Below are 21,042 nucleotides of genomic sequence, written 5' to 3' on the forward strand. Positions count from 1 at the left end.
CTGTACACAAGCCGTACCTGGCCGCCTCGCTTTTACTGTACACAAGCCGTACCTGGCCGCCTCGCTTTGCCTTACGCCAGCCGAAGCTGGTCGCCGCCCTTCACCTCGATGATCCGCTGATCCACGCTCAGCCATACGGACTGGGCGGACGGGTTGTGCACGAACTCGCAGGAGGCGGAGAAGCGCAGCCGCTGGAACGCTTTCACATAATCGACGATTTCGATATTTGTCGCATACCAGATGTCGTCGCGGCCGCCGATAAATTCGCAGAACTGCTCGATCAGTTCCCAGTTGTCGTCGTTGTCGAATTCGTAGCTGTGTCCCCAGACATACATCATATACAAATATTGGGTCTTGTTCAGCGCGACGAACTGCTCCGCATGCTTCATCAGATCGCGGTTATGGTGACACGTCGGCTTCCACTCCAGCCAGTCGTCAGGCATGCCGAATTGGCCGGTCGTCTGCACGACGCGCGCGTATTCAATGCCGAGATGCGGCAGCATCTCCTTGATCTGCGCGCTGTACGATCCGTTCGGGTAAGACATCCCTCTGACGGTATAGCCGAATATCCGCTCCAGCGTCTTGCGGTCCTCGAATATCTCGCTCACCAGCAGCTCCTTCGGGCAGCGGGCGATCGTCGGATGCGTAACGGTGTGCGCCGATACCTCGTGACCTTCGTAAACCTTGACGGCTTCCTCCACCGTCAGCCGGTCATTCGTGCCAAACATGCCGGAATTAATATGGAACGTTCCTTTGATGCCGTGCCGGTTAAACAGCCCGGCCAGCCGCACGTCCGCTCTTCTTCCGTCGTCGTAGCTCATTGTCAGCACTTTATGCTTGCCTTGCGGAAACGTCATCAATATTTTAGGCATGATCGATTCACCTCAGTTAGATATATATGATTGCCGCCGTCTCCGGAATAATCGTATTCTCCCGCAGCCGTCTGTTCGCTCGCCTTATGTACTTCGCCGCCAGAACGCCCAAATCCTTCCGGTCGGGCAGGCCGCCTCCCTGCGGGAGCGGGCATTTTTAGCCCACCTGGGCTCACACAAGCCTGAACAGGCAGCGCAGGCACGGCGTCTCACGATGGCTGCCAAGCAATAGCAAGGGACTGCCTCCCAAATGAAAGCCGGAAGACAGCCCCTTCTCCAATGCTGCGCTTTATTTCTTGCCGTCGGCGCTTATTTCTTCGCGTCCTCGATCTTCTTGTTCGTCTCCTCCTCGGTCGCCCGGAAAATCGTGTTGTAATCGCCAGTCAGCACGACTTTCGGCACCGTTTTCGCATACGGCGTCAGCAGCGTTCTATCGTAACGGGATTTGAACGGAATCGGCGCAAAATCGTTATAGAACGACGCCGCCAAATTTTTGTCCTTGAATACGCTTTCTTGTCCGTAAGCCTTAATCACCGCATCGTCGTTCAACACGGGCATGACGCCTTGCTTGGACAGCTTCGTCTGCATTTCCTCAGACAGCAGGTAAGCGATCACCTTCATCGCCTGCTCCGGCTGCTTCGACATCGAGGTTACCGTAAAATACGTCGGATAAGCTTGCGATCCGAGCTTGGGGTTCGATTCGAACGTCGGAAGCGATACCATATCCCAGTTCATCGCCTTGAATTCATCCGGGAATACGAAGACGATGGAGGACAGCCAGGCGAACATCGCCAGGTCCCGATCCTGCAAAAATTCGATGCGATAAGGCAGCTTATCTTTATGCTCCTTCATATAATCGGTGTATCCCGCCGCCTTGCTCGGCCCGACGAAAACGGTGTCAAAAAGCTGTTTCCAACGCTCGTCGCTGAAGATTGTCGCCTTCTCCGTCGCCTGGTCCACAAACGGAATCGACAGCTGGTTCATCGACAGCATATGCGTCTCGGAGGAGGACAGGCCGACATACTGCTTCTGATCGAACCGGGTCAGCTGCGCCGCAAGCGCGCTCGCTTCCGTCCAGGTCATGCCGTCCTGCGGGTAAGGCACGCCGAATTTATCGAAAATATCCTTGTTGTAATACAGCACCATGTTGTTGTTGAAGACCGGAATCCCATAAATTTTATCCGGCGAAATCAGCTTGACGGAATCCGCAACCGTCGGCTCGATCTTGGCAAAGTCGATGTTGTGCTTCTTAACCAGCTCCGTCATGTCGAATTCGAGGCCGTTGTCAAGCAGCGTCGAGGCAAAACCGCCGATAGAATCCCAATAGATGTCGATCGTCTCGCCGGAGGTCAGCAGTTCCTTGATGCCGTAATCCTTTTGGCTCTGAATGTACTTGATCGTATAATTGGGGAACTTTTCTTTTAAAGCGTTGCCAAAACGTTCGTTCCAGCTTTCCACGGAGTCTCCGCTCGTGGAAAAAACAACCAGGTTAGCGATTTCATTTTCTTGGCCAGCTTCGGCAGCAGGCTTGTTCTCTCCGCCGCCTCCTCCGCCGCAAGCCCCCAAAAATACGGAGCATGCGACAGGCACGGCAACTGCAGGCTTGAACCAGTGACGTTTCATTTTACATTCCCCCACCATAATAAATTAATAGATTATCCCTAAATGCGACGAAACCCTTCGGCGCATTTTCTATACCGCAGGTGACGAGCGATGATGCAACGATTCGTTCGTCATAGGGCATCTCAACGGGGATAACACCGCAGCCTGTCTTTCATGCAAAATATGTCTATAAACAGCCGCTGGCTGCCGACGGCCGCGCAAAGCTCCGCACGTCAGCCAGCGGCGGCGGTCACGGCGTCAAGGAGACGGTAACCGGACCGAGCAGTCCCGACGGCAATGTCACCTTGTCGTAACGGTTCGCCAAACTGTTCGTCACGTCGATCCTCAGCTCGTTGTCGCCTTCCTTCAGCAAGGAAGAAATGTCGAACGTATAAGGCTTCCACATCCGGACGCCGGCGGCCCGGCCGTTCACCCATACCTCAGCCAGCTCGAAGGCGTCGCCGAGATCGAGCACCGCTTTGCGGGACAGTTGCTCTTTCGTTAGTTCAATCGTCTGCAGGTAGGTGAACGTACCCGAGTAATGCTCTTTCCCCTCGAGCTGCGTCCAGGAGCCGAGGCTTCCGGGCAGCGGCTCGCCGCCGGTCTCCCCGATCCGCCAGCCGTCCGTCAGGGCGATGACCGCGGCCGGTTCGGCCGCGCTCCGCGGCTCTTCCTGCCGCAATTCAGGCGCTTCGCCCGGATCGATGCGGACGATCAGGCTTTGTCTCCGCTCCAGCCGAATCGGCAGCTTCATGCCTTCTTCCGCGAGCGCGACCTGCGCCGGAGATATCGTTCCTTCCCACGCATCCCACAGCTCCGCCCGGCCCGTGACCCGAACCGTTGCCTCGCCCTCGTACGCCACCTCCCCTTCGTTCACCAGCAAGATGAAGTGGCTGCCTTCCTTCACGACATGGCTGACGCGAATATCCGTCGCGGCCGGCTGCAGCTCGATATCCCTGCGAACATAGCGGTCCAGCACGGAGACGATCTGCTCCGGGTCGACTATCCGGTCGGCCGCCTTAAATTCCTCCCCGGTCGGTCCCGTCGCCGCATCCAGGCAAATGACCAGCCCGCCCTGCGCCGTGAAGCGGCCCACGGCCCGCCGCGTTTCCGGCTCCAGTCGCGTCTCGTCCTCGATCAGCAGCACCAAATACGTCTGGGAGGCGATGCGAATTTGCCCTTCCTCAAGCAGACAATCGGAGATGAGCAGACGCTCTTCCAGGTAGTTGAACTCCCGTTGCGCCGTATAGAGCGGCTTCGTCAGGCGCCACGGCAGCTCGTCTTCGCGGCACAGCACCGCGATCGGAGTCACGTTGACGCTGTCGGTCATCAGCCAGCTCAGCCGTTTCATATACTGGGCGAACTGGCGGTAATGCGGCCACCATATATTGTTCGGCCCGACATCCGGCGGGCGCTCGAACAAGCGGCGCGGCCCGTCGATGGAGTAATAGAAAGCATGCGGGCATAGCAGATTGACGCCGCGGACGGCCAGCCAGTCGATGTACCATTTCATGTCGCCGCCGCTCAGCGCCCAGCCTCCGCCGGGGCTGCACACGCCCAAAAATTCGTTCAGATTGCGGCGTCTTGCGCGGTGTCTCGCCGCATCGGAGGAGCATTTGGCGGCGGTGCTGTGCTTCCCTTCCAGCGCCAGTCCGTTCTCGGGAGCGACCCAGCGCCAGACGACGTCCTGCCCGGGGATCTGAAAATGCTCGAGCAGCCCGATATCATCGCTTGCGGCCGGATGGCCGGTCAGCGCAATGCCGTGCGCCTCGCACCACTCGCTGAGCGGCTTGTAGTACGAGCTGGAGAGCCGCTCGTTGACCGCCCTGCGGTACGTCCGCCGGACGAAGAACGACTCGGGCGTATCGAACCATAGCAGGGAAAGCTCCGTTTCGCGGCCGCCTGCGCGGACAAAATCGTCGAGAAAATGATTCGTCCAGGCGCGCAGCCCTTTCGCATGGCGGCGGCCGAGAATATCCGGCTCGTCGGTGAACATGGCGCGAATCGTCGTCCCGAAGTACGATCCTACCCGCTCATAATAACGGTCGTGCGTAATCCGGATGAACTTGGCGGTCGCTTCCGGGTTCATCAGGTCTGCCGAAGCCGGAGCGTTCGGCTCTCCGTCGTCCTCGCCGAAATGAATGCCGCGGATGGTGCCTCCCGAATACGTCTCGACGAACAGCAGTATCGCGCCTTGCCGGTCCGCCGGGGCGTCATAGCGGATGAGGCCGTCCTCCGCGGCAAGCAGCGCCGCTTCCTCCGTCTGCGGCATGCGCTCCTCTCCCATCGGCACCGCCTGCGCCGATACGAGCACATCGCCCGGACGCAGCACGTCGGACAGCCGGACCGCCTCGCTCCAGTCGAATTCCAGCATGCGCAGCCCGCGGCTGGCGTACTCGGGATTGTCCCGCACGACGCGGCCTTGCGCCGAGCCGGACGGGTACATCGCCTCGTCATAGAGGATGACCTGCATGCCGAGCGAAGCCGCTTCCTTGACGGCCGCCTCCACCAAATCCATATATTTGTCGGACAAATAAGGTATCGTCTCCGGAATGCCGATCCGCGGGTGAATGACGAAGCCCATCACTCCTTTGTCGGCAAAATCGCGAATTTGCGCAACCAGCTTTTCCGCGGTCAAGTCGTCGTTCCAAAACCAGAAAGGAATAGGAGTAAACTCGTCGTCCGGATGCAAAAATGACTGGCGCAAAGCTGAAGCTTCCATCGTTCACTCTCCTTTCTTTTGTCGTATATGCCGATCTGGTTGTCGTTTATGCCGATCCGGCGGCAATCGTCAGCCGGCTGCCGGGCGCCATCCGGATCACTGCGCGATGCGGCCCGGCGGCCTGCGCCTCCGCCTCGCCTGCAGCCTCCCAAGTCCACTCGCCGGCCCATGCGGGCAGGCGCAGAACAAGCTCGGTTTTCCGCTCCGCCTTCAGCTCGGCCACGAGCCGCCCCTGATCCCGGTTCCACGCGAAAGCGATGCTCCCCGTGCATAAGCGAAGCCCGCGCGCCTCCCCCGCGTTCCAGGCTTGCGGCAGCGAAGGAAGCAGCTTGACGGTGCCGGGCGAGACGTACAGGAGCATTTCCTGCACGGCCGAGACCCAGCCGAGATTGGCGTCCATTTGCACGGGAGCTCGCCGATAATTCAAGGATATGCCCATCTGCCGCCAATCGTTATGCACCGTATAGAAGTTGTTCAGCAGGCACGAGCGAGCGAGCAGCGACAAGCATTCCAGCGCAAGCTCCCCTTCCTCCATGCGCGCGTAAATGTTGGCCAGATGGGCGAACGACCAGGCGGTCTGATCGCCGATGCCGATCACGAGCCGGCGGCGCACCGCTTCGGCGAACGCCACAAACAGCGCGGCGTCCTTCTCCCGGGTAATCTCATGCGCCGGAAACACCGGGTAAATGTGGGAGATATGCCGGTGCCGGTAACGGTCCTGAAAATCCGGATGCATCCATTCCTTGACGGCTCCGTCCTCATTGATCTGATATTCCGGGATGCGCGCCAGCATCTCCTCCCACCGGCCGATCTCGCCCGCGTAAACGCCGGCGATCCGGCTGCCCTCGATCAGCTGCGTCAGCAGCTCCTTGGCGATGGCGAAGTCGAGCGTAGCGTTGATCGCGGAAGGCATCGGGTGCCCTACGCCGCCGAACGTATGGTTTTCCGGCATGAAGTTGCCCGGCGTATTTTCTGGCGAAACCGACGGATACGACAGCAGCTTGCCGTCGCCAGCGACGACGAAGAAATCTTCATAGAACAGCGCAGCTTCCCGCATAAAGGGCAGCGCCCGTTCGCGGAGAAAGCTTTCGTCGCCGGTGAACAGGTAATAATCGTAGAAATGACGGGCCAGCCATCCGGCAGCGCCGGTCCAGTTCAGGATGACCGGCACGACCTGAAACGGCGTCGCATTGCCCGGCGTCGTCCCGGCCGGAATGAAGATGCCGCGGCAGCCGAACAGCTTCCGCGCGTTGTCCCGGAACTGCTCCATTCGCTCCTCGTAATAGCGGAACATGGGCAGCGCCAACGCGGACAGGCCGCCGACATCGGTGTGCCAGTACATCATCTGCACATTTTCGTTCGCCATCAGATGGCTCCAGACGGCCTTGTAATCGCCGCACCACAGCCCGTAGAGCGGAATGGGCAGGCCGTCCTCGCGGGTGCCGGAGATGAACAAATACCGGCCGTAAGCCCACATCGTCTCGGCAAGGCCTGGCGGAAGCTCGCCTTCATAGGCTTCCAGCAGCCACTCCTCGTTGGATCGGTCCGCCTCGGACTCGTCCTGAAGGCGAATCGCCGCCGACCGGAACAGCGGGCCGTGAACCGCTGCGTGCCGCTGCATGAGCTCCGCGTAAGCCTGCCCGATAGCGGCCAGCTCCCGCTCCAGCCGCAGCCAGTCCCGCTCGCGCTCGCCTTTGACGAATACCTTGATCAAGAGCAGCGCGGAATCCGCTCCGCTGACCGCGATCTTATCCCGGCCCGCCGTCATCGTACCGCCCTGCGGAATGACGCGAAGCACGGCTCCGAAATCGAGCCCGTCGTCGTTCTTGGCGGCGTAGCGGATATAGCCGTCTGCCGCCAACACGGCCGTCGACACGGCCGCCGATTCCTCCACGCATTTCGGAATGCCCGGCGAGGCAGCCTCGCCCTTCTGATGCGGCTTCAGCTCCAGCTCGGCAGCGACGGAGCCCTTGCGGCTGCCGCGCAGCTCGCAGACGATTACATCGTCCTTGCGGGAGACGAACAGCGCGCGCTCGTACGCGTCGCTGCCTTCCTCCCAGCGGACGGACACTTCGCCGCTCTCCATATCGAGCGTGCGCCGGTACCGGCGAAACCCGCTGTCGACCGGGCGGCGAATGTTCAGATCGGCCAGCGGCAGCGGCGTCTCGCGCACCGATTCGTAGCCGAGCCTGCCGAGCGTCTCGGCCAGATGCGCGCTCGCCTCGCGGTATTGGCCCTGATCCATCATTCGCCGCACCTCGGGCAGCGTGTGGCTGACGTCGGGCAGCTCGCCCGGCTTGCCGCCATACCACAGCTCGCCGTGATTGATCAGCACGGTCTCGCTGCTAACGGCGCCGTATACTGCCGCCCCGACGATCCCGTTGCCCGAAGGCAGCGCTTCCCGCCACGCATTGCCCCACCAGGAGGCCGGCGTCCGGAGCACGAGCCGATTGCGCCCGCGCGCGGACCCGCCGCTGCGATTGTCGTCTTTCATGCTGCTCTCTCCTTGCCGTTACGGACTGATCAGCGCCACCTTCGGCGGATGAATGTAGTCCTGATATTTGTCGGCCACTTTCGCGACGGCCGCGTCGCCTTCATGAAAGTACATCCGGTGCCGGTACGCGATCGATTGCCCCTTCTGCAGCAGCTTGCCGCCCAGGAAGTACAGGTTGTTGGCGGCCAGCAGCCCGTAATCGCGCACATGCCAGTACGTCGGGTAATCGACGTTGTCCGGATGGTCGAAGGCGGCGATGCCGAGCGTATGCCCGCCGACCTGGCCGTAATAGTCGCACCACGGCGCGCGCCGGCCCCAGCATTCCGCCTCGCCGATGGAGCCGTAAGCGTTGACGATTGTCCCGCCGCTTTCCGCCTTCATCGACTCCGCGACGCGAATGCCGAGCGGGCCGGCCTCCTTGGTCGCGCCGAATTCGACGCGCCCGAGCGCCGTCATCACAGAATCCATGTCGACGATGCGGCCGCCGGACGGCGTCCGGTAGAACGTCATCGTCCGCGTCTCCTCCAGCTGCGGCTTGCCGGCAAAGCTGCACCACTGCTGCTTCGACACAAGCCGCGCCAGCACCGGGCCATCGGCGGCTTCGACGGAGCCGAGAACCCGCTGCTTGCCGTGCCTGTCCTTCGGCTCGTTCCACAGATCGATGCCGTTCACGTCGCCTATGGCGAACCAGACAGAACGGTGATGCGGATGCTCCGTCGTTTCGAAATCGAGACGGGTAAAGCTCTCGCCATACGGCCCCATCATCGGGCCGAGATAAGGCTTCGCCAGCTCCGGATCGGTCACGTACGAAGTGAAGTAGGCGCCGTCGATCTCCACATCGAACCGGTGCTCTTTCCGGACCACCCGTACTCCACCCTGGCCTTCTGCCGCGTCCCCCTCAGAGGAAGCGACGGTTAAGGCGAGCGTCTCGCCCGCAGGCAGCCGATCGACGATCCAATGCAGAATGAACTGGCCATCCTTCAGTTCGCTTTGCACCGGGATCAAGCGGCCGTCTTCGGCAATCATCCGCAGCGGTCTGTCGCCGGCTCCCTTTAGCTGCGGCGAATCGGCCGGCAAGCCGAACGCCACCGGACAATTCTCGCGGTCGTGCCGGCCGGCCTGCACAGTAAGCTTGAACAATTCGGACATATTCAGGTTCTCCTCTGTCGTATTTATTGGGCGTCTTTTTATTCAACATGGGGTCAAGAGCCGCTCGCGGCCAATGACGAAAAACGCTTCGTCAGAGACGTCTAATTCGCGATGCGCGACCAGATCGAGCGGACATAGGCCAGCGATTCCTTGCGGCTGTTCGGCCCGGCGGCCGACATGCATTCCGCCGAGACTCTTCCGCGGTAGCCGCTTTCCTCGAGCGCCCGCAGCAGCGATTCCAGGTCGACCGGCTCGGACGCGCTGCCGTTCGGAAATCCGCGGTCCCGCTCCGCATAATGGACGTGAATGAGGCGGCCGCTCGCAACGGCGCGCAAAATGACGCCAAAGGGCTCGCGCTCCAGGGTCATATGGTATGCATCCGCCAGCACCTGGATGCGGGGGAGATTCACCGCATCGGCCAGCTCGAGCGCTTCCGCAACCGTATTGATTATATTGCTCTCTCCCCGGTTCAGCGGCTCGATGGCAATCTGCAGGTTATGCCCTTCGGCCAGTTCGTTGCACAGGCGCAGAAACTGCCTGATCTGCTCCATCGCCTGCTCAAGCGGATAACCGTCCGGCACGGTGCGGGCCGCGCCGCTGCCGAAGACGATCACTTCGCCGCCGGAAGCGGCTACCCGGCTCATCGCCAGCTCCACATAGCTGCGGATCGCTGCCGGATCGGCGTCCGGCCCCGTCAGCCGGACCGCCGGCGGGATGAAGCTGTTAAATACGGGAATCGAACGGCCCGTTTCGCGCAGCCATGCGCACCAGCGGACGAACGCTTCCTCGGATAACGCCGTCAGCGAGCCGACGGTCAGCTCCGCAAAGTCGTAGCCTTCCCGCCATATCGCTTCCACTTCCGCGGCCAGCCGCGCCGCCGGATCGGATTCGCTAACCGCTGCGGCCGCCGTGCCGCCCTGCGGCATGAACGTGCCTGCCGTCAGGCAGCAGCCAAGCGGCAGACGGGCTTCGCGTTGGGTCTGGCTCATACGCCAACCACCTCCGGTTGATAAGGCAGCGAAATTTCGCGCCCGGACTTTGCCGATTCATACAACGCCTGAATAATTTCGACCGCGGCCCGGCCTTCCCGACCCTCGATCAGCGGGGGCCGCCCTTGTATGACGGCGTCGATCATATCCTGCACTTGACCGGCATGCCCCGTCTTGATTCCGGCCTGCGCGTCCGCCTCCTTCGGGCGGTTCGGCCCGTACAGCTCCAGCACCCGCTTCTCCTCGCTGAAATCGCTGTCGTCGTCCGCCATCTTGAACAGGACGATCCGCTGATTGCTCATGTAGATGGAGCCTTTGGCGCCGTGAATCTGCACCGATACCTCAAGCCCCGGATAAGCGCAGGTCGTGCCGATCAGCGTGCCGATCGCTCCGTTCTCGAAGGTGACGGCGGCCACGGCCGTATCTTCCGTCTCAATGTCATGCGTATACGTGCCGGTCTTGGCGAAGATCGAGCTCACGGGGCCCATCAGCCACTGCATCAGATCGACGGTGTGCACCGTCTGGTTCATGATCGCGCCGCCGCCGTCCATCGCCCACGTGCCTCTCCAGCCGCCGTTTTTGCGGTAGTAGCTGTCCTCTCTGTACCATTTCAAATGAAAATTGCAGGTGATCAGCTTGCCCATGCGGCCGCTGTCGATCGTCTCCTTGACGAACCGGTAAGCGGGCGCCAGGCGGCTCTGGAATACGCAGCCGAGCAGCCGCCGCTCTTCCTCGGCGACGGCCAGCATCTCGTCGATCCGCTCCAGGCGGATTTCGAGCGGCTTCTCCGTCAAGACATGCTTGCCGGCTTTCATCGCCTTGATCGCGTGGTCGCGATGCATCCCGCTCGGCGTGCAAATGCTGACGGCGGCGATGTCCGGCCGCCTCAGCATCTCGTCGAACGACGTATAGCGGTTCTCGGGAGCGATTCCGTATTCGTCTCCTACCCGATGCAGCGTCGCCTCGTGAATATCGCAAATGGCCACAAACGCGCAGCCGTCCGCCTTCAGCGCGCCGGACACGTGGCTGCGGCCTACGCCGAGCCCGAATACGCCATAGCCAATTTTTTCTGTCATCTGCTTCCAATCCTCCGTCGTTATGGGCTTGCCGCCTCGATCGCTTTGTTCGCTTCTTCCTCAGCCTGGCGAAGGGCGGTATTGAGGTCGATCCGGCCTGCGGCGAGGTCGGGCAGCTTACTCGTCAGCGCCGTTTCCGCCGTTTTCTCGAAAGCTGTCTTCGGAGAGATCGGCGCGAACTTGTTGTAGTAAGCGGCGGCCAAATTCTTATCCTTGTGAATGCTGTTCTGGCCGAACGCCTTGCGAATCTCGGGATTGTTCAGCACCGTGAGTCCGCCGCGCTTGGACACCTCGAGCTGGTATTCGTCGGATACGAGGTACTTGAGCACCTCGAAGGCCTGCTCCTTGTGCTGCGCGAACGACGGTATGGCCCAATAAACCGGGTACTGCTGGCTGCCGACCCCCGGCTGATCCTCCATCGTCGGATAGGCCGCCATATCCCAATCGAACGGAACCGGATTGGGACTTACGACCTGCCAATCGGAAAATACCCCGAGGATGGCAAGCTCCTGCGTCTTCAGCCACTCTGCGGAATAAGGAAGCTTGCCGCCCAAATCGTCCATTTTGGAGCGATACAGCGAATCCTCCGCCGGCTTCAGGATCGGTTCGAGTATTCGCCGCCACCGCTCATCGCTGTAAGTCGATTTCAGCGTCGCCGGATCGACAAAAGGCAAGGAATACGCGTTCATTCGCATGCTGTGGCTAGGGGAAACGGCCAGGCCGACGATTTTTTGGCCCCCATCGCTTCGGTTCAGCTTCGCTGCGACAGCGTATACTTCTTCCCAGGTCATGCCGTCCTTCAGGTAAGGCACGCCGAATTTGTCGAACAACTCCTTATTGTAGTAAAGCGACATGCCGTTCGTCGTAACCGGCAAGCCCCAGATTTCGCCGTTGCCGTTCTGCCGAAGCGCATCGATGAGCGTCGGTTCAAAACGGTTCAAATCGACGCCGTGCTGTTTGATCAGCTCCGTCAAGTCGTACTGCGCCTGATTCCTGGGCAAGGTAGAGAAAAAGGTGCCGATGGATTCGTAGTAGAGATCGATATTGACGCCCGCCAAAATCAGATTCTCGAGCTTGCTGCCTTCCCCTTCACGCGGATTAATGTACTTGATCGCGATATGAGGGAACTTCTGGCGAATAAATTCCGCGTAATTTTTCTCGAACTCGTCGTTGTTCGTCCCGCCCGCGGAATAGATGGTGAGCTCCACCGGTTCTCCGCCTGTCGCTTGCGGCTGTCCGTCCGGTTCCCCGGGATTCGGCGATGCCGAATCGCTGTTCGAACAGCCGGCGAGAAACATCGCAAGGATCGTGCCCGATAATGCCGCCGACGCCTTATTCATCTCCCTGACCTCCCCAAGTGGCTGTACTCTTCAATTCGCTGTACTCTCCAAGTACAGCACCAGACTACATCCAGGCGTTCAAGCCTTCCCAGCGCACCTTCCAGCTGCCGTCGGCGGGGAAGCCTGGCGCGTGGCTCTTGGGCCCGCCCTGCCAGCCGCAGGCCATCATAGCGACGGCGGTCAACAGTCCGCCGTTGCCCGGCAAATAAGCCAGGAGGCCCGGGCGCTGGTAATTGTGTCCGTTCGGAAGGTACGTATTCTTCGTGACATCCATCATCAGCATATCGACGGCCAGTTCGCCTTCCCCGAGCCGCGCGGCAGTCATCGCCGCCATCGGGTAGTCCCAGCCCCACGTCGTCTCCCACTGCCACGATGCCTTAACGCGCAGCAACGTGCGGCGCATCGTCTCGGGATCGACCATTTTGCCGGGAAGCATGCCGAGGGCGCCGAGCATGGACGGATGATCGCGGTTGTTGCGATCGGAATACGAATTCGGACAATTCTCGTGAGCGAGATAGACGCCGTCCTTGACGGGCAGCGGCGACAGCCTGCTGCACACGTCCTTCCAGCGGGCCGGAATCTCCCTGCCCATCCGCTCCGCCCAGGCCATCGCCGTCTCGAGACCGTGGCGCCAATACTCCAGCTCGTAGGTCGGGTTCCACGTCTCCGCCGCCTTATGCAGCTCCTGGGCCGGGATCAGCGGCGGCCCCAGCACGTAGCGCCCGCCCGCCTCGTCCCATTCGGCGAAGGAGGCCATAAATTCCGCCGATTCGAGCACGATGTCGCCGTATCTCCGCAGCGTCTCCTCCGTCGGCTTCGCCAAATAGAGCAGCTCCGCCATGACGATGGGGTGCGGCTGCTGCCAGATGAGCAGCGTCGCGATCGGCGAAGGGCTCTGATCGCCTTCGGGGCCGATCATCTTCGGCCAGCGCGCGCCGGTATAGCCTTGCGATTCGGCGAGCTCCCGCGCCTTCGGCAAAATCGCGTTGTACCAGTCCATACTGCGCTCCAGCAGCTGCGGCCTGCCCCACAGCGGAAAATGAAACGCGTGCCACCAGTGCATCTCCAGATGCGGCTTGCCGAACCAGCTGTTGTAGAGCAGCCCCGTCTCCTGCGGCGGCATCGAGCCGGCGGAATGGATCGCCGTCAAATACTGCGACAGCACGATTCGGCGCTCCAGCTCGTGCGCCCGCGGATCGCGGCTGCCGGCCAGCTCCACGGCGCCGCCTCCCTGCCAAAACCGCTCCCAATGGGCGGCGCTTGCGCGCAGCGTCTCCTCAAGCGACGTCAGCGCAGGCTCCGTTTCCCGCCGCGCGAAGGCGACGACCAGCTCCAGCTTGTCGGAATCGCCCGCCGGCCGCAGCGCGAAGGCGTGCGTCCCTTCCTGCGCCAGCTCGCCCTGCGACCAGCGCACAGCCATGCGGTAGCCGTCGTCGTCCATCGCGCGCTCGAACAGCGCGGTCCGCTCCGCCGCATGCCTGCATTCGGTGCGGTGCGTGTCGTCGCCCTCCCAATTCAGCGCAATGGTCTTATCCCAGCTGCGCGACGTCATGCCCGGCGCCGGGAAGCGGATCGATACAGCCAATCGGCCTTCGGCGAGCAGCGGGCTTTCCACGGCGACGCCGAGCTGGTCCGCATCCGGATGGCAGACGGTCCGCACCTTCACCGGATGTCCCTGAATGCGGAATTGGCTGTACAGCACGCCGGTCCACAGCTCATGCGTCTGCTCGATGTCCGTCGCCGCATCCGCGGTCAAGCGCTCTCCTTCCTTCGACGTGAACACGAAGCCGATCTGCCCGAGCTGCAGGCGGTGCGGATTTTGCCTCAGCCAATGGTAAGGCTCTTCGCGGTCCTCGGCGTGAACGGGATAGCCGCCCTTCTGCTTCGCCTCGTCGCGATACTGCATGCGAACATCCTGGAGCGTCCAGACGTTCTTGCCCCCGGAGGAATGCCAGGCCCACTGCGTCTGCGTGCCGAGCGGCGCCTCGTATCGTTCCGGAAACGTTTGCAAACCAGTAAAGTCCGCCGTAAAAGCAAACTCGCCGTTGCCGACGGACAACGGGGATAATGGTTCGATTCCGCGGATCACCGGATGATGCCGGCTGACCAGCGATTTACGGTCTATTTTCAATGGAATAAGTCCTCCTCGTCATCTCTTCTGGCGCTGCACACGGCTTGTGCGCGCTGATCGTTTTCCCGACAGTAATTTCATTATAACAGGTCCTGTTTTCGCGATATGGGGGAAACACTTTATATTTATAGGGGATATACCTTTTTTTTATGGGAGAGATAGCGATATAATGATAGTCAAGCATGCTGCAAATTGGAGATGGAGCATATCGGAGGTGCTTGGAGGGGTTATGGATAAGCCTGTTTTTCTCTCGCATCAGCGTTTTCGGCCAGGCATGAACGTGTTCGTCAACCGGGCGTTCGAAGCGTTCAATATTCCCCAGCATACCCATGACGCGATCGAGATCAGCTTCGTTGTTGAAGGGACCGGTTATCAGTTTATTAACGATACCGTCGTTCGCGTCAAGCGCGGCGATATTTATTTGCTGCCGATCGGAACATCTCACGTCTATCGGCCGACCTCGCCGGACAAGGTTCGTTCGCTCGGCATCATCAACTGCGTCTTCCGGCTCGAGGCGCTGAAGCCGTTCGGCGACTTCCCTCCTCCCGGCACGGAGCTGCACGACGCGCTGTACTGCCCGTCGAAGCTGAGCAGGCCCTGGTTTCACCATTACGATAAAAATAGCGCTTTCACAGAACTTTTCCTATCGCTCTTGTCGGAATACCGCCAGCGGCAACCGGGATACGAGGCCGTCGTCCAGGCGCTGTTCATCCAGTTGATTGCGCAGCTGCATCGCGCTCTGCTGAACTCGACGGCGTCCGTCAACAGCCGCAGCAAGGTGCAGGAAGCGATCCGCTACATCAAGCGCAATTATCAAGGCAATATTACGCTGAAGCAGGTAGCGGAGTATTCTTTCCTCAGCGAAAGTCACCTGCAAAAGCTGTTCAAGCAGGCAACCGGCGTTTCGTTCATCTCGTATGTGCAAAACTTGCGGGTGCAGCGGTGCTGCGAGCTGCTTAAGACGACCGGCATGACCGTCCAGCAGATCGCCGGGGCCGTCGGCTATCAGGATATGAAATATTTCCATTCGCTGTTCCGGCAGCGGACAGGCATGACGCCCCAGGAGTACCGCAAGCACGGCGAGACGATGGCAGTGTTGGACGAGCATTGACGTTACCTGTGTCTCGTAAGCCCCTCGTCCTGCCGCTTCGATCATCGCCGCGCGCCTTCATCGTCCCGCGCTTCAAGCCCGCTCCCCGATCGCGGTATTTGCTGCCGGCAGCGCCCTCTTTCCTTTTCGCAGGGAGGTCCAGGTATAAATAATCAACGCTAGCCAAATGAGCGAAAAGCTGATCATATGCGCGCCGGTAAACGATTCTTTGAAAAAGACGATGCCCAGCAGCAGCGTGAGCGTCGGGCCGATATATTGAATAAAGCCGACCGTACTGAGCGAAAGCCGCTTGGCCGCCTGCGCGAACCAGAACAGCGGCGTTGCCGTCGCGACCCCGGCGAGCAGCAGCGCGAGAAGGCGGGGCGCAGGCAGGCTGCCGGCCGTCGCCGTTCCTGTGCTGTGGATGAACAGCAGGTAGAGCAGCGCCAGCGGCAGGACGACGGCGGTCTCGCCGATGAGCGCGATCATCGGGTCGAGGGAGAACGCTTTTTTCGTCAGTCCGTACAGCCCGAACGACGCCGCCAGCGCCAGCGAAATCCAGGGCACGCTGCCGAGCTGCGCGGCCATCACGACGACGCCGATCAAGGCGATGCCGATGGCCAGCCATTGGCCGATGCCCGGCCTTTCCTTCAAAAAGGCGATGCCCAGCGCCACATTGATCAGCGGGTTAATGTAATAGCCTAGACTCGTATCGATGACATGTCCGTTGTTGACCGCCCAAATAAAAAGCACCCAGTTGGTGCTGATAAGCAGCGAGCCTGCCCCGATCACCGCCAGCTTCTTCCGGTCGGCCAGCGCCGCCAGCGCTTCCTTCCACCGTCTGCCGATGATGCACAGCAGCGCCACGAAAGCGAACGACCATACGACGCGATGCGCCAATATTTCCCAAGCGGAGGCCGAATGAAACAAATTCCAGTAGAGCGGCAGCAGCCCCCATACCAGATAAGCCAAGACGGCATACATAAAACCGGCGTTCATTGCAAAATCCCTTCTTCTGTATGAAATGTCTGCTTCGATGGATTATATCACAAATGGTCTGAATCGTCTGCCATTCGTCCTCCATTACCGCGGCTTACTCGTTCAACAAACAAAAAAAGCCTCCTAAACGGAAGTTTGGAGGCTTGCGCACTGTTCGAGCCAACGGGTTCGCGTCCGGGAAGCGGCCTTATTCGCTGGCTGAATCATCTACGGATTTTCACCTTATTCACGTACTTTTGCTTTAATCGCGTAACTTTACCTCATTCACGCACTTTTGCCTTGATCGCGTAACTTTATCTCATTCACGCACTTTTGCCTTGATCGCGGGCTTTTATCTTGATCCGGCTGCCATCGCAATCTTCGGCTCTTCCTCCGATTTGCCGACAGCGCCTCCCTCTCCTGGGCCTGCTTCGCCCCGTTTGTATGGCGACGCGCTGTACGGCTGGCCAGCGAGCTCGAACGGAAGGCAGAGCGGAACGCCGGTGCGCGGGTCAGGCACGATATCTGCTTCGATCCCGAATACTTCGCGCAGCACGTCGGGCGTAACGACCTCCGCAGGGCTTCCTTCGCTGACGACTGTCCCGCGCTTGATTGCGACGACATGATGCGCATAACGGGTCGCATGGTTCAGATCGTGAACGACCATCACGATGGACCGGCCCTCCTCGCGGTTCAGCCGCTCGAGCAGCTTCAGCACCTCCAGCTGATGGGCCATATCGAGGAACGTCGTCGGCTCGTCAAGGAACAAAATATCGGTCCCCTGCGCAAGCGCCATCGCAATCCAGGCCCGCTGCCGCTGTCCCCCCGACAGCCGATCGACCGGCCGGTCGGCAAATTCCATCATCCCCGTAACGGTTAGCGCGAAGCGGATATGCTCCTTGTCCTCGGCCGACATAGTGCCGAAGCCCTTCTGATGCGGAAAGCGGCCGAAGGAGACAAGCTCCGATACGGTGAGCCCGTCGGGCGCCGTCGGGTTTTGCGGCAAAATCGCCAGCTGTTTGGCGACATCCTTGGTGGATTGTTGCGCGATCGACTTGCCGTCCAAAAAGACGCTGCCGCTCTTCGGCTTCATAATCCGCGCCATCGTCTTCAGGATCGTCGATTTGCCCGAGCCGTTCGCCCCGACGAGCGCCGTAATTTTACCGTCGGGAATGCTCAAATTCAGACCGCTGACGATAAGGCTGTCTCCGTAAGCGATATCCAATTGCTTCGTATATAATCGAGGCATTGATGTTCCCCTTCCCTGCCGATTAATATATGGTTATTGACAAGCAAGATAATGATAATCATTTTCACCTTGTTTTCATGATAATGATTATCACTTCAGTTGTCAATCCATAAATTGGGCGCTTCTGGCGAAAGACGGCCTCGTTATCGGTCGTCGTCTAAGCAAGAAAGACCTTGTTTTCGGCGAAAGCCTTCTTCATTGTGCAAGCCTCTACTTTGCTGCAGCTGAGGATGCTCGGCCTGCGGTCCCTGAACTCCGCGTTAGCGGTCCAATTTCCCGTTAGCGTTGAAAGTCCGTGTTGAGGCTCGAACTCCGTGTTGGATCGAAGCCCGCGTGTGCATTCGGGCCTCACATCAGCCCTCGAAGCCCGCGTGAGTCTTCGGCCCCCACGTCAGCACAGCCCCACCCCGGGCACATGAGCGGCGAATCCTGCAAAAAATGCAACTTTTTCCGTATTCCTCGTGCATTAGGAAGGAGAATGTTGTATTTTGTGCAACAATTTAGGAGAGATCGGCTTCAAATCGAAGCTCATCGCCCGAAATGTTGCACATTCTACAACATTGTGCCGTAAATCGGGTTTATGCCCCCGTTTTTGTTGTACAAAATACAACATTTGCGGACTTTCTTGAAAATTGCCTGAGGTGCACGGTCCATTTTCACCATCTGATGGTGCCGCGCCAGCTCCTGGGACGCGGAGCCAGCCCTATTTCGCGCTGGACGCCTATCCGGGCATCTATAGGGAACGAATACCGCTCATCAGTCAGCCTTTGTGCTTCAATTACATTCCCGAGGAAGTTTCTGGACCACCATCTCATCTCTAACGCTTGTGACAAACGCTATTTTGCTGAATCGTACCTTGTTTAAAATGTAACGCAACTGGGTAACGCTATTTTGTCAAAAACGCTGAATCTGATAGCCAAAATTGCCGAATAAGGCTGCTCACTTGCGTTACAATTTCAATTCGATCATTTCGAGGCAAATAAGCTCTGTAGCTTGCGTTAGAGCTAAAGCCTCACATTAAACGCAGGCTATCGAAGCGAGCGACCCGCCTTTGCCGCGGTACGGAAGCGAGCAATCCATTCCCGGCAGCTCGGGTCCACCGATCGCAAGTGCCGACGACGATTGTTTGCACCGATCTAGAAGCGAGCCGCAGGTTATGGCATTCTTCCATGGCCTCCCGCGCAGACAATCAGGCCATTATTCCGTGCGCCGTTCTCCGCTCTCCGCATCCCCGGAATGCTGCAGTTTCCTTGATCCCGCTCAGACCTGGCTCCTTTTCGTCCTTGGCCGCAGACCGCTCACCATGTTCATGATGCTCCAGGGCTGATTTGTTTCACCAAGCCCAGAAAGCCCTATGTAAATAAAGAGACTTCTTTGCCGGCAGGTACCTGAAAACTCCCCGCCACTGTAGCTCCAGCCTCGCGCGAATTTCTTTCCGCCATATCGCCATATGCACTCGGACGCAAGACATCCCGAAGCGTGCGGGCCGCAGCAGCGGCGATGCGCAGCGTGATTCGGCAGAGGAGGCAATGTTCGCTGGCGACGGAGATCACTTGCCTCTGTCTTCATACCAGCCGAAAAATAGCAGAATCACCCCGGCAACGACGAACAGCGGAGCGAACGGATTGTCGAAAAAACCGGCCGGCTCCGGCACGGGCACCTGACCGGTTCTCCCGCCCGCCCAAAAGCCGGCAACCTCCAAATTGCCGGAAATCACGCTCGCCGCCCGCTCGATCGCATAGATGAGGCCCGCCAGCATGATAAACAGAAGGCCCATTACATACTTTGCGTTCATTCCAACATCACCGCCTGCAAAATAAGCTGGCAAGATCAGTAAGACCTTACCAGCTTATTATATATCTTCATGGCCCTTGCTGCCATGCCGCCCGCGAGTCGCAAGCCGGACGACCGTTCACGCCGGGATAGGCGGATGGCGCGAAAGGGGGTCGGCCGCCCGCAGACGCTCCATCACGCAAACCGTGCGCAGACGCGACTCCCTCACGCGGACCGGTACGTAGACGGGACTGCCTCCCGCAAACCGTGCGCAGACACGACTCCCTCACGCAAACCGTACGCAGATGGGACTGCCTCCCGCAAACCGTGCGCAGACGCGACTCCCTCACGCGGACCGTACGCAGACACGACTCCCTCACGCAAACCGTGCGCAGACGGGACTTCCGCCAAGCGCAGAGTTAGAGGATGCGGACGGGCATGGCTCCGCGAATCGAGCGGCAATCTCCGCTTCGGGCTTCTACGCGCCGTAAAACCGGATGCAGGCCGACTCCGGCACGGCGCACCGGTTGCCCGTGAACTGCGGCACGCCGTCAGCGTCCAGGCGGAAGACGGCGATATCGCCCGTCGTCTGGTTGGCGGCGAGCAGATAGCCCCCATCGGGCGACAAGGCAAAATTGCGCGGTGTGCGGCCTTCCGTCGGAACGCGGGCGACGAATGACAGCGTCCCGGTCTCCGGGGCTGTCCGGTATACCGCGATGCAGTCGAGCCCCCGATTCGAAGCGTACACATAGCGCCCGTCCCGGGACACGTGGATATCGGCCGCCGTATTGTCCGGAGCTCCTTCCTCGGGCAGCATGGAGACGGTCTGCACGACGGCGAGCGCGCCGGCCTCCGCATCGTAAGCGAGCGTCGATACGGTCGAGTCGAGTTCGCCCGCGACATAAGCGACGGGCAGCTGCGGATGAAAGACCAGGTGGCGCGGACCGGAGCCCGGCCGCTTTCGGCATGTCCCGACCCTCTCCCACGCTCCGCCCGGCTGCCCGGTTCCGTAGATGACGATCTCGTCGATGCCAAGATCAGGGACGAACAGATGCTTCTCCCCGGGCCCGGTCAAGATCGCATGAGGATGGGACTCCTGCTGGCGGGCGGCCAGCGGTCCGCTGCCGGCATGCTCCAGCAGCTGCACGAGCTGGCCGAGCGAGCCGTCCGCCTGCAGCGCGAAGACGGCGGCGTTCGCTCCGGAATAATTCGCCACATAAAGCAGCCGTCGCGAGGAATCGAGACTGACGTAGCAGGGGTGCGCGCCCTGCGTCGCCATCCGGTTCAGCTCGCGGAGCCGAGCGGTTTCCGGGTCCAGCTCGCAGGCGGCGACATAGCCGGTGCGCCGCCCGCCTGCCCCCTCGGCCGTTTCGCTGACGGCATAAATGCGGCGATTCCCCGGATCGCACGCCAGGTACGACGCTTGGGGGAGCGTATCGAACTCCCGCAAAACGGCGAGCGAGCCGTCCTGCGGATCGAACGAGCATACCCGAATGCCGATGCGGGATTCGTTCGTATAAGAGCTTATCAAGACAAGCGACGGTTCGTGCGGCATGGGCGTCGACACCTCTTTTCGT

General features: G+C 60.2%; 14 protein-coding genes. 1 reads left to right on the forward strand and 13 read right to left on the reverse strand.

What is annotated here, in order from left to right; translation table 11 throughout:
* Positions 1–71 precede the first annotated feature (71 nt).
* The 9 genes from F591_RS0103285 to F591_RS0103330 form a co-directional block, all read right to left on the reverse strand.
* Positions 72–872, reverse strand: coding sequence for a polysaccharide deacetylase family protein (locus F591_RS0103285; RefSeq protein ID WP_019533155.1), 801 nt, complete (start codon positions 870–872; stop codon positions 72–74).
* Between the two features lie 309 nt (positions 873–1,181).
* Positions 1,182–2,495, reverse strand: a complete 1,314-nt coding sequence (locus F591_RS0103295) for an ABC transporter substrate-binding protein (protein WP_019533157.1) — start codon at positions 2,493–2,495, stop codon at positions 1,182–1,184.
* A 229-nt stretch (positions 2,496–2,724) separates the two neighbouring features.
* Complete coding sequence (locus F591_RS0103300; protein ID WP_019533158.1) at positions 2,725–5,196, reverse strand: glycosylhydrolase-like jelly roll fold domain-containing protein; 2,472 nt, start codon at positions 5,194–5,196, stop codon at positions 2,725–2,727.
* 46 nt (positions 5,197–5,242) lie between these two features.
* The gene (locus tag F591_RS0103305; protein ID WP_019533159.1) at positions 5,243–7,690 is read right to left on the reverse strand and encodes a glycosyl hydrolase family 95 catalytic domain-containing protein; all 2,448 of its coding nucleotides are present in this window, start codon (positions 7,688–7,690) and stop codon (positions 5,243–5,245) included.
* A gap of 18 nt (positions 7,691–7,708) precedes the next feature.
* The gene (locus F591_RS27270) at positions 7,709–8,839 is read right to left on the reverse strand and encodes a DUF6807 domain-containing protein (protein ID WP_019533160.1); all 1,131 of its coding nucleotides are present in this window, start codon (positions 8,837–8,839) and stop codon (positions 7,709–7,711) included.
* Positions 8,840–8,940: 101 nt separating this feature from the next.
* On the reverse strand, positions 8,941–9,828 hold the full coding sequence (locus F591_RS29405; protein ID WP_019533161.1) for a sugar phosphate isomerase/epimerase family protein: 888 nt from the start codon (positions 9,826–9,828) through the stop codon (positions 8,941–8,943).
* Complete coding sequence (locus F591_RS27280) at positions 9,825–10,904, reverse strand: Gfo/Idh/MocA family protein (protein WP_019533162.1); 1,080 nt, start codon at positions 10,902–10,904, stop codon at positions 9,825–9,827. The genes F591_RS29405 and F591_RS27280 overlap by 4 nt, the downstream gene beginning before the upstream one ends.
* 20 nt (positions 10,905–10,924) lie before the next feature.
* On the reverse strand, positions 10,925–12,244 hold the full coding sequence (locus F591_RS0103325) for an ABC transporter substrate-binding protein (protein ID WP_019533163.1): 1,320 nt from the start codon (positions 12,242–12,244) through the stop codon (positions 10,925–10,927).
* A 64-nt stretch (positions 12,245–12,308) separates the two neighbouring features.
* Positions 12,309–14,375, reverse strand: coding sequence for a glycoside hydrolase family 65 protein (locus F591_RS0103330; protein WP_019533164.1), 2,067 nt, complete (start codon positions 14,373–14,375; stop codon positions 12,309–12,311).
* A 229-nt stretch (positions 14,376–14,604) separates the two neighbouring features.
* Between F591_RS0103330 and F591_RS27285 the strand changes: the two genes are divergently transcribed.
* Positions 14,605–15,486 carry an AraC family transcriptional regulator gene (locus tag F591_RS27285; protein ID WP_019533165.1) on the forward strand — a complete coding sequence of 294 codons (882 nt, stop codon included), beginning with the start codon at positions 14,605–14,607 and terminating at the stop codon, positions 15,484–15,486.
* A gap of 72 nt (positions 15,487–15,558) precedes the next feature.
* On the opposite strand, the gene rarD is transcribed toward F591_RS27285, so the two are convergent.
* The 4 genes from rarD to F591_RS0103355 all read right to left on the reverse strand — a co-directional run bounded on the left by rarD (position 15,559) and on the right by F591_RS0103355 (position 21,020).
* Entirely contained in the window at positions 15,559–16,464 is a 906-nt protein-coding gene (gene rarD / locus F591_RS0103340) for an EamA family transporter RarD (protein WP_019533166.1), read from the reverse strand.
* 331 nt (positions 16,465–16,795) lie between these two features.
* Entirely contained in the window at positions 16,796–17,692 is an 897-nt protein-coding gene (locus F591_RS0103345) for an ABC transporter ATP-binding protein (protein WP_019533167.1), read from the reverse strand.
* A 1,549-nt stretch (positions 17,693–19,241) separates the two neighbouring features.
* On the reverse strand, positions 19,242–19,487 hold the full coding sequence (locus F591_RS0103350) for a hypothetical protein (RefSeq protein WP_019533168.1): 246 nt from the start codon (positions 19,485–19,487) through the stop codon (positions 19,242–19,244).
* 456 nt (positions 19,488–19,943) lie between these two features.
* A complete protein-coding gene (locus F591_RS0103355) occupies positions 19,944–21,020 on the reverse strand; it encodes a lactonase family protein (RefSeq protein ID WP_019533169.1) in 1,077 nt (358 codons plus the stop codon).
* Between the last annotated feature and the right edge of the window lie 22 nt (positions 21,021–21,042).

The sequence above is a fragment of the Paenibacillus ginsengihumi DSM 21568 genome (assembly GCF_000380965.1).
GTDB classification, from domain to species: domain Bacteria; phylum Bacillota; class Bacilli; order Paenibacillales; family NBRC-103111; genus Paenibacillus_G; species Paenibacillus_G ginsengihumi.

Coding starts and splice junctions, on each gene's coding strand:
- F591_RS0103325 (WP_019533163.1), bottom strand. CDS start 12,244: ATGAATAAGGCGTCGGCGGCATTATCGGGCACGATCCTTGCGATGTTT.
- F591_RS27280 (WP_019533162.1), bottom strand. CDS start 10,904: ATGACAGAAAAAATTGGCTATGGCGTATTCGGGCTCGGCGTAGGCCGC.
- F591_RS0103345 (WP_019533167.1), bottom strand. CDS start 17,692: ATGCCTCGATTATATACGAAGCAATTGGATATCGCTTACGGAGACAGC.
- F591_RS0103300 (WP_019533158.1), bottom strand. CDS start 5,196: ATGGAAGCTTCAGCTTTGCGCCAGTCATTTTTGCATCCGGACGACGAG.
- F591_RS0103295 (WP_019533157.1), bottom strand. CDS start 2,495: ATGAAACGTCACTGGTTCAAGCCTGCAGTTGCCGTGCCTGTCGCATGC.
- F591_RS27270 (WP_019533160.1), bottom strand. CDS start 8,839: ATGTCCGAATTGTTCAAGCTTACTGTGCAGGCCGGCCGGCACGACCGC.
- F591_RS27285 (WP_019533165.1), top strand. CDS start 14,605: ATGGATAAGCCTGTTTTTCTCTCGCATCAGCGTTTTCGGCCAGGCATG.
- F591_RS29405 (WP_019533161.1), bottom strand. CDS start 9,828: ATGAGCCAGACCCAACGCGAAGCCCGTCTGCCGCTTGGCTGCTGCCTG.
- F591_RS0103285 (WP_019533155.1), bottom strand. CDS start 872: ATGCCTAAAATATTGATGACGTTTCCGCAAGGCAAGCATAAAGTGCTG.
- F591_RS0103355 (WP_019533169.1), bottom strand. CDS start 21,020: ATGCCGCACGAACCGTCGCTTGTCTTGATAAGCTCTTATACGAACGAA.
- rarD (WP_019533166.1), bottom strand. CDS start 16,464: ATGAACGCCGGTTTTATGTATGCCGTCTTGGCTTATCTGGTATGGGGG.
- F591_RS0103305 (WP_019533159.1), bottom strand. CDS start 7,690: ATGAAAGACGACAATCGCAGCGGCGGGTCCGCGCGCGGGCGCAATCGG.
- F591_RS0103350 (WP_019533168.1), bottom strand. CDS start 19,487: ATGAACGCAAAGTATGTAATGGGCCTTCTGTTTATCATGCTGGCGGGC.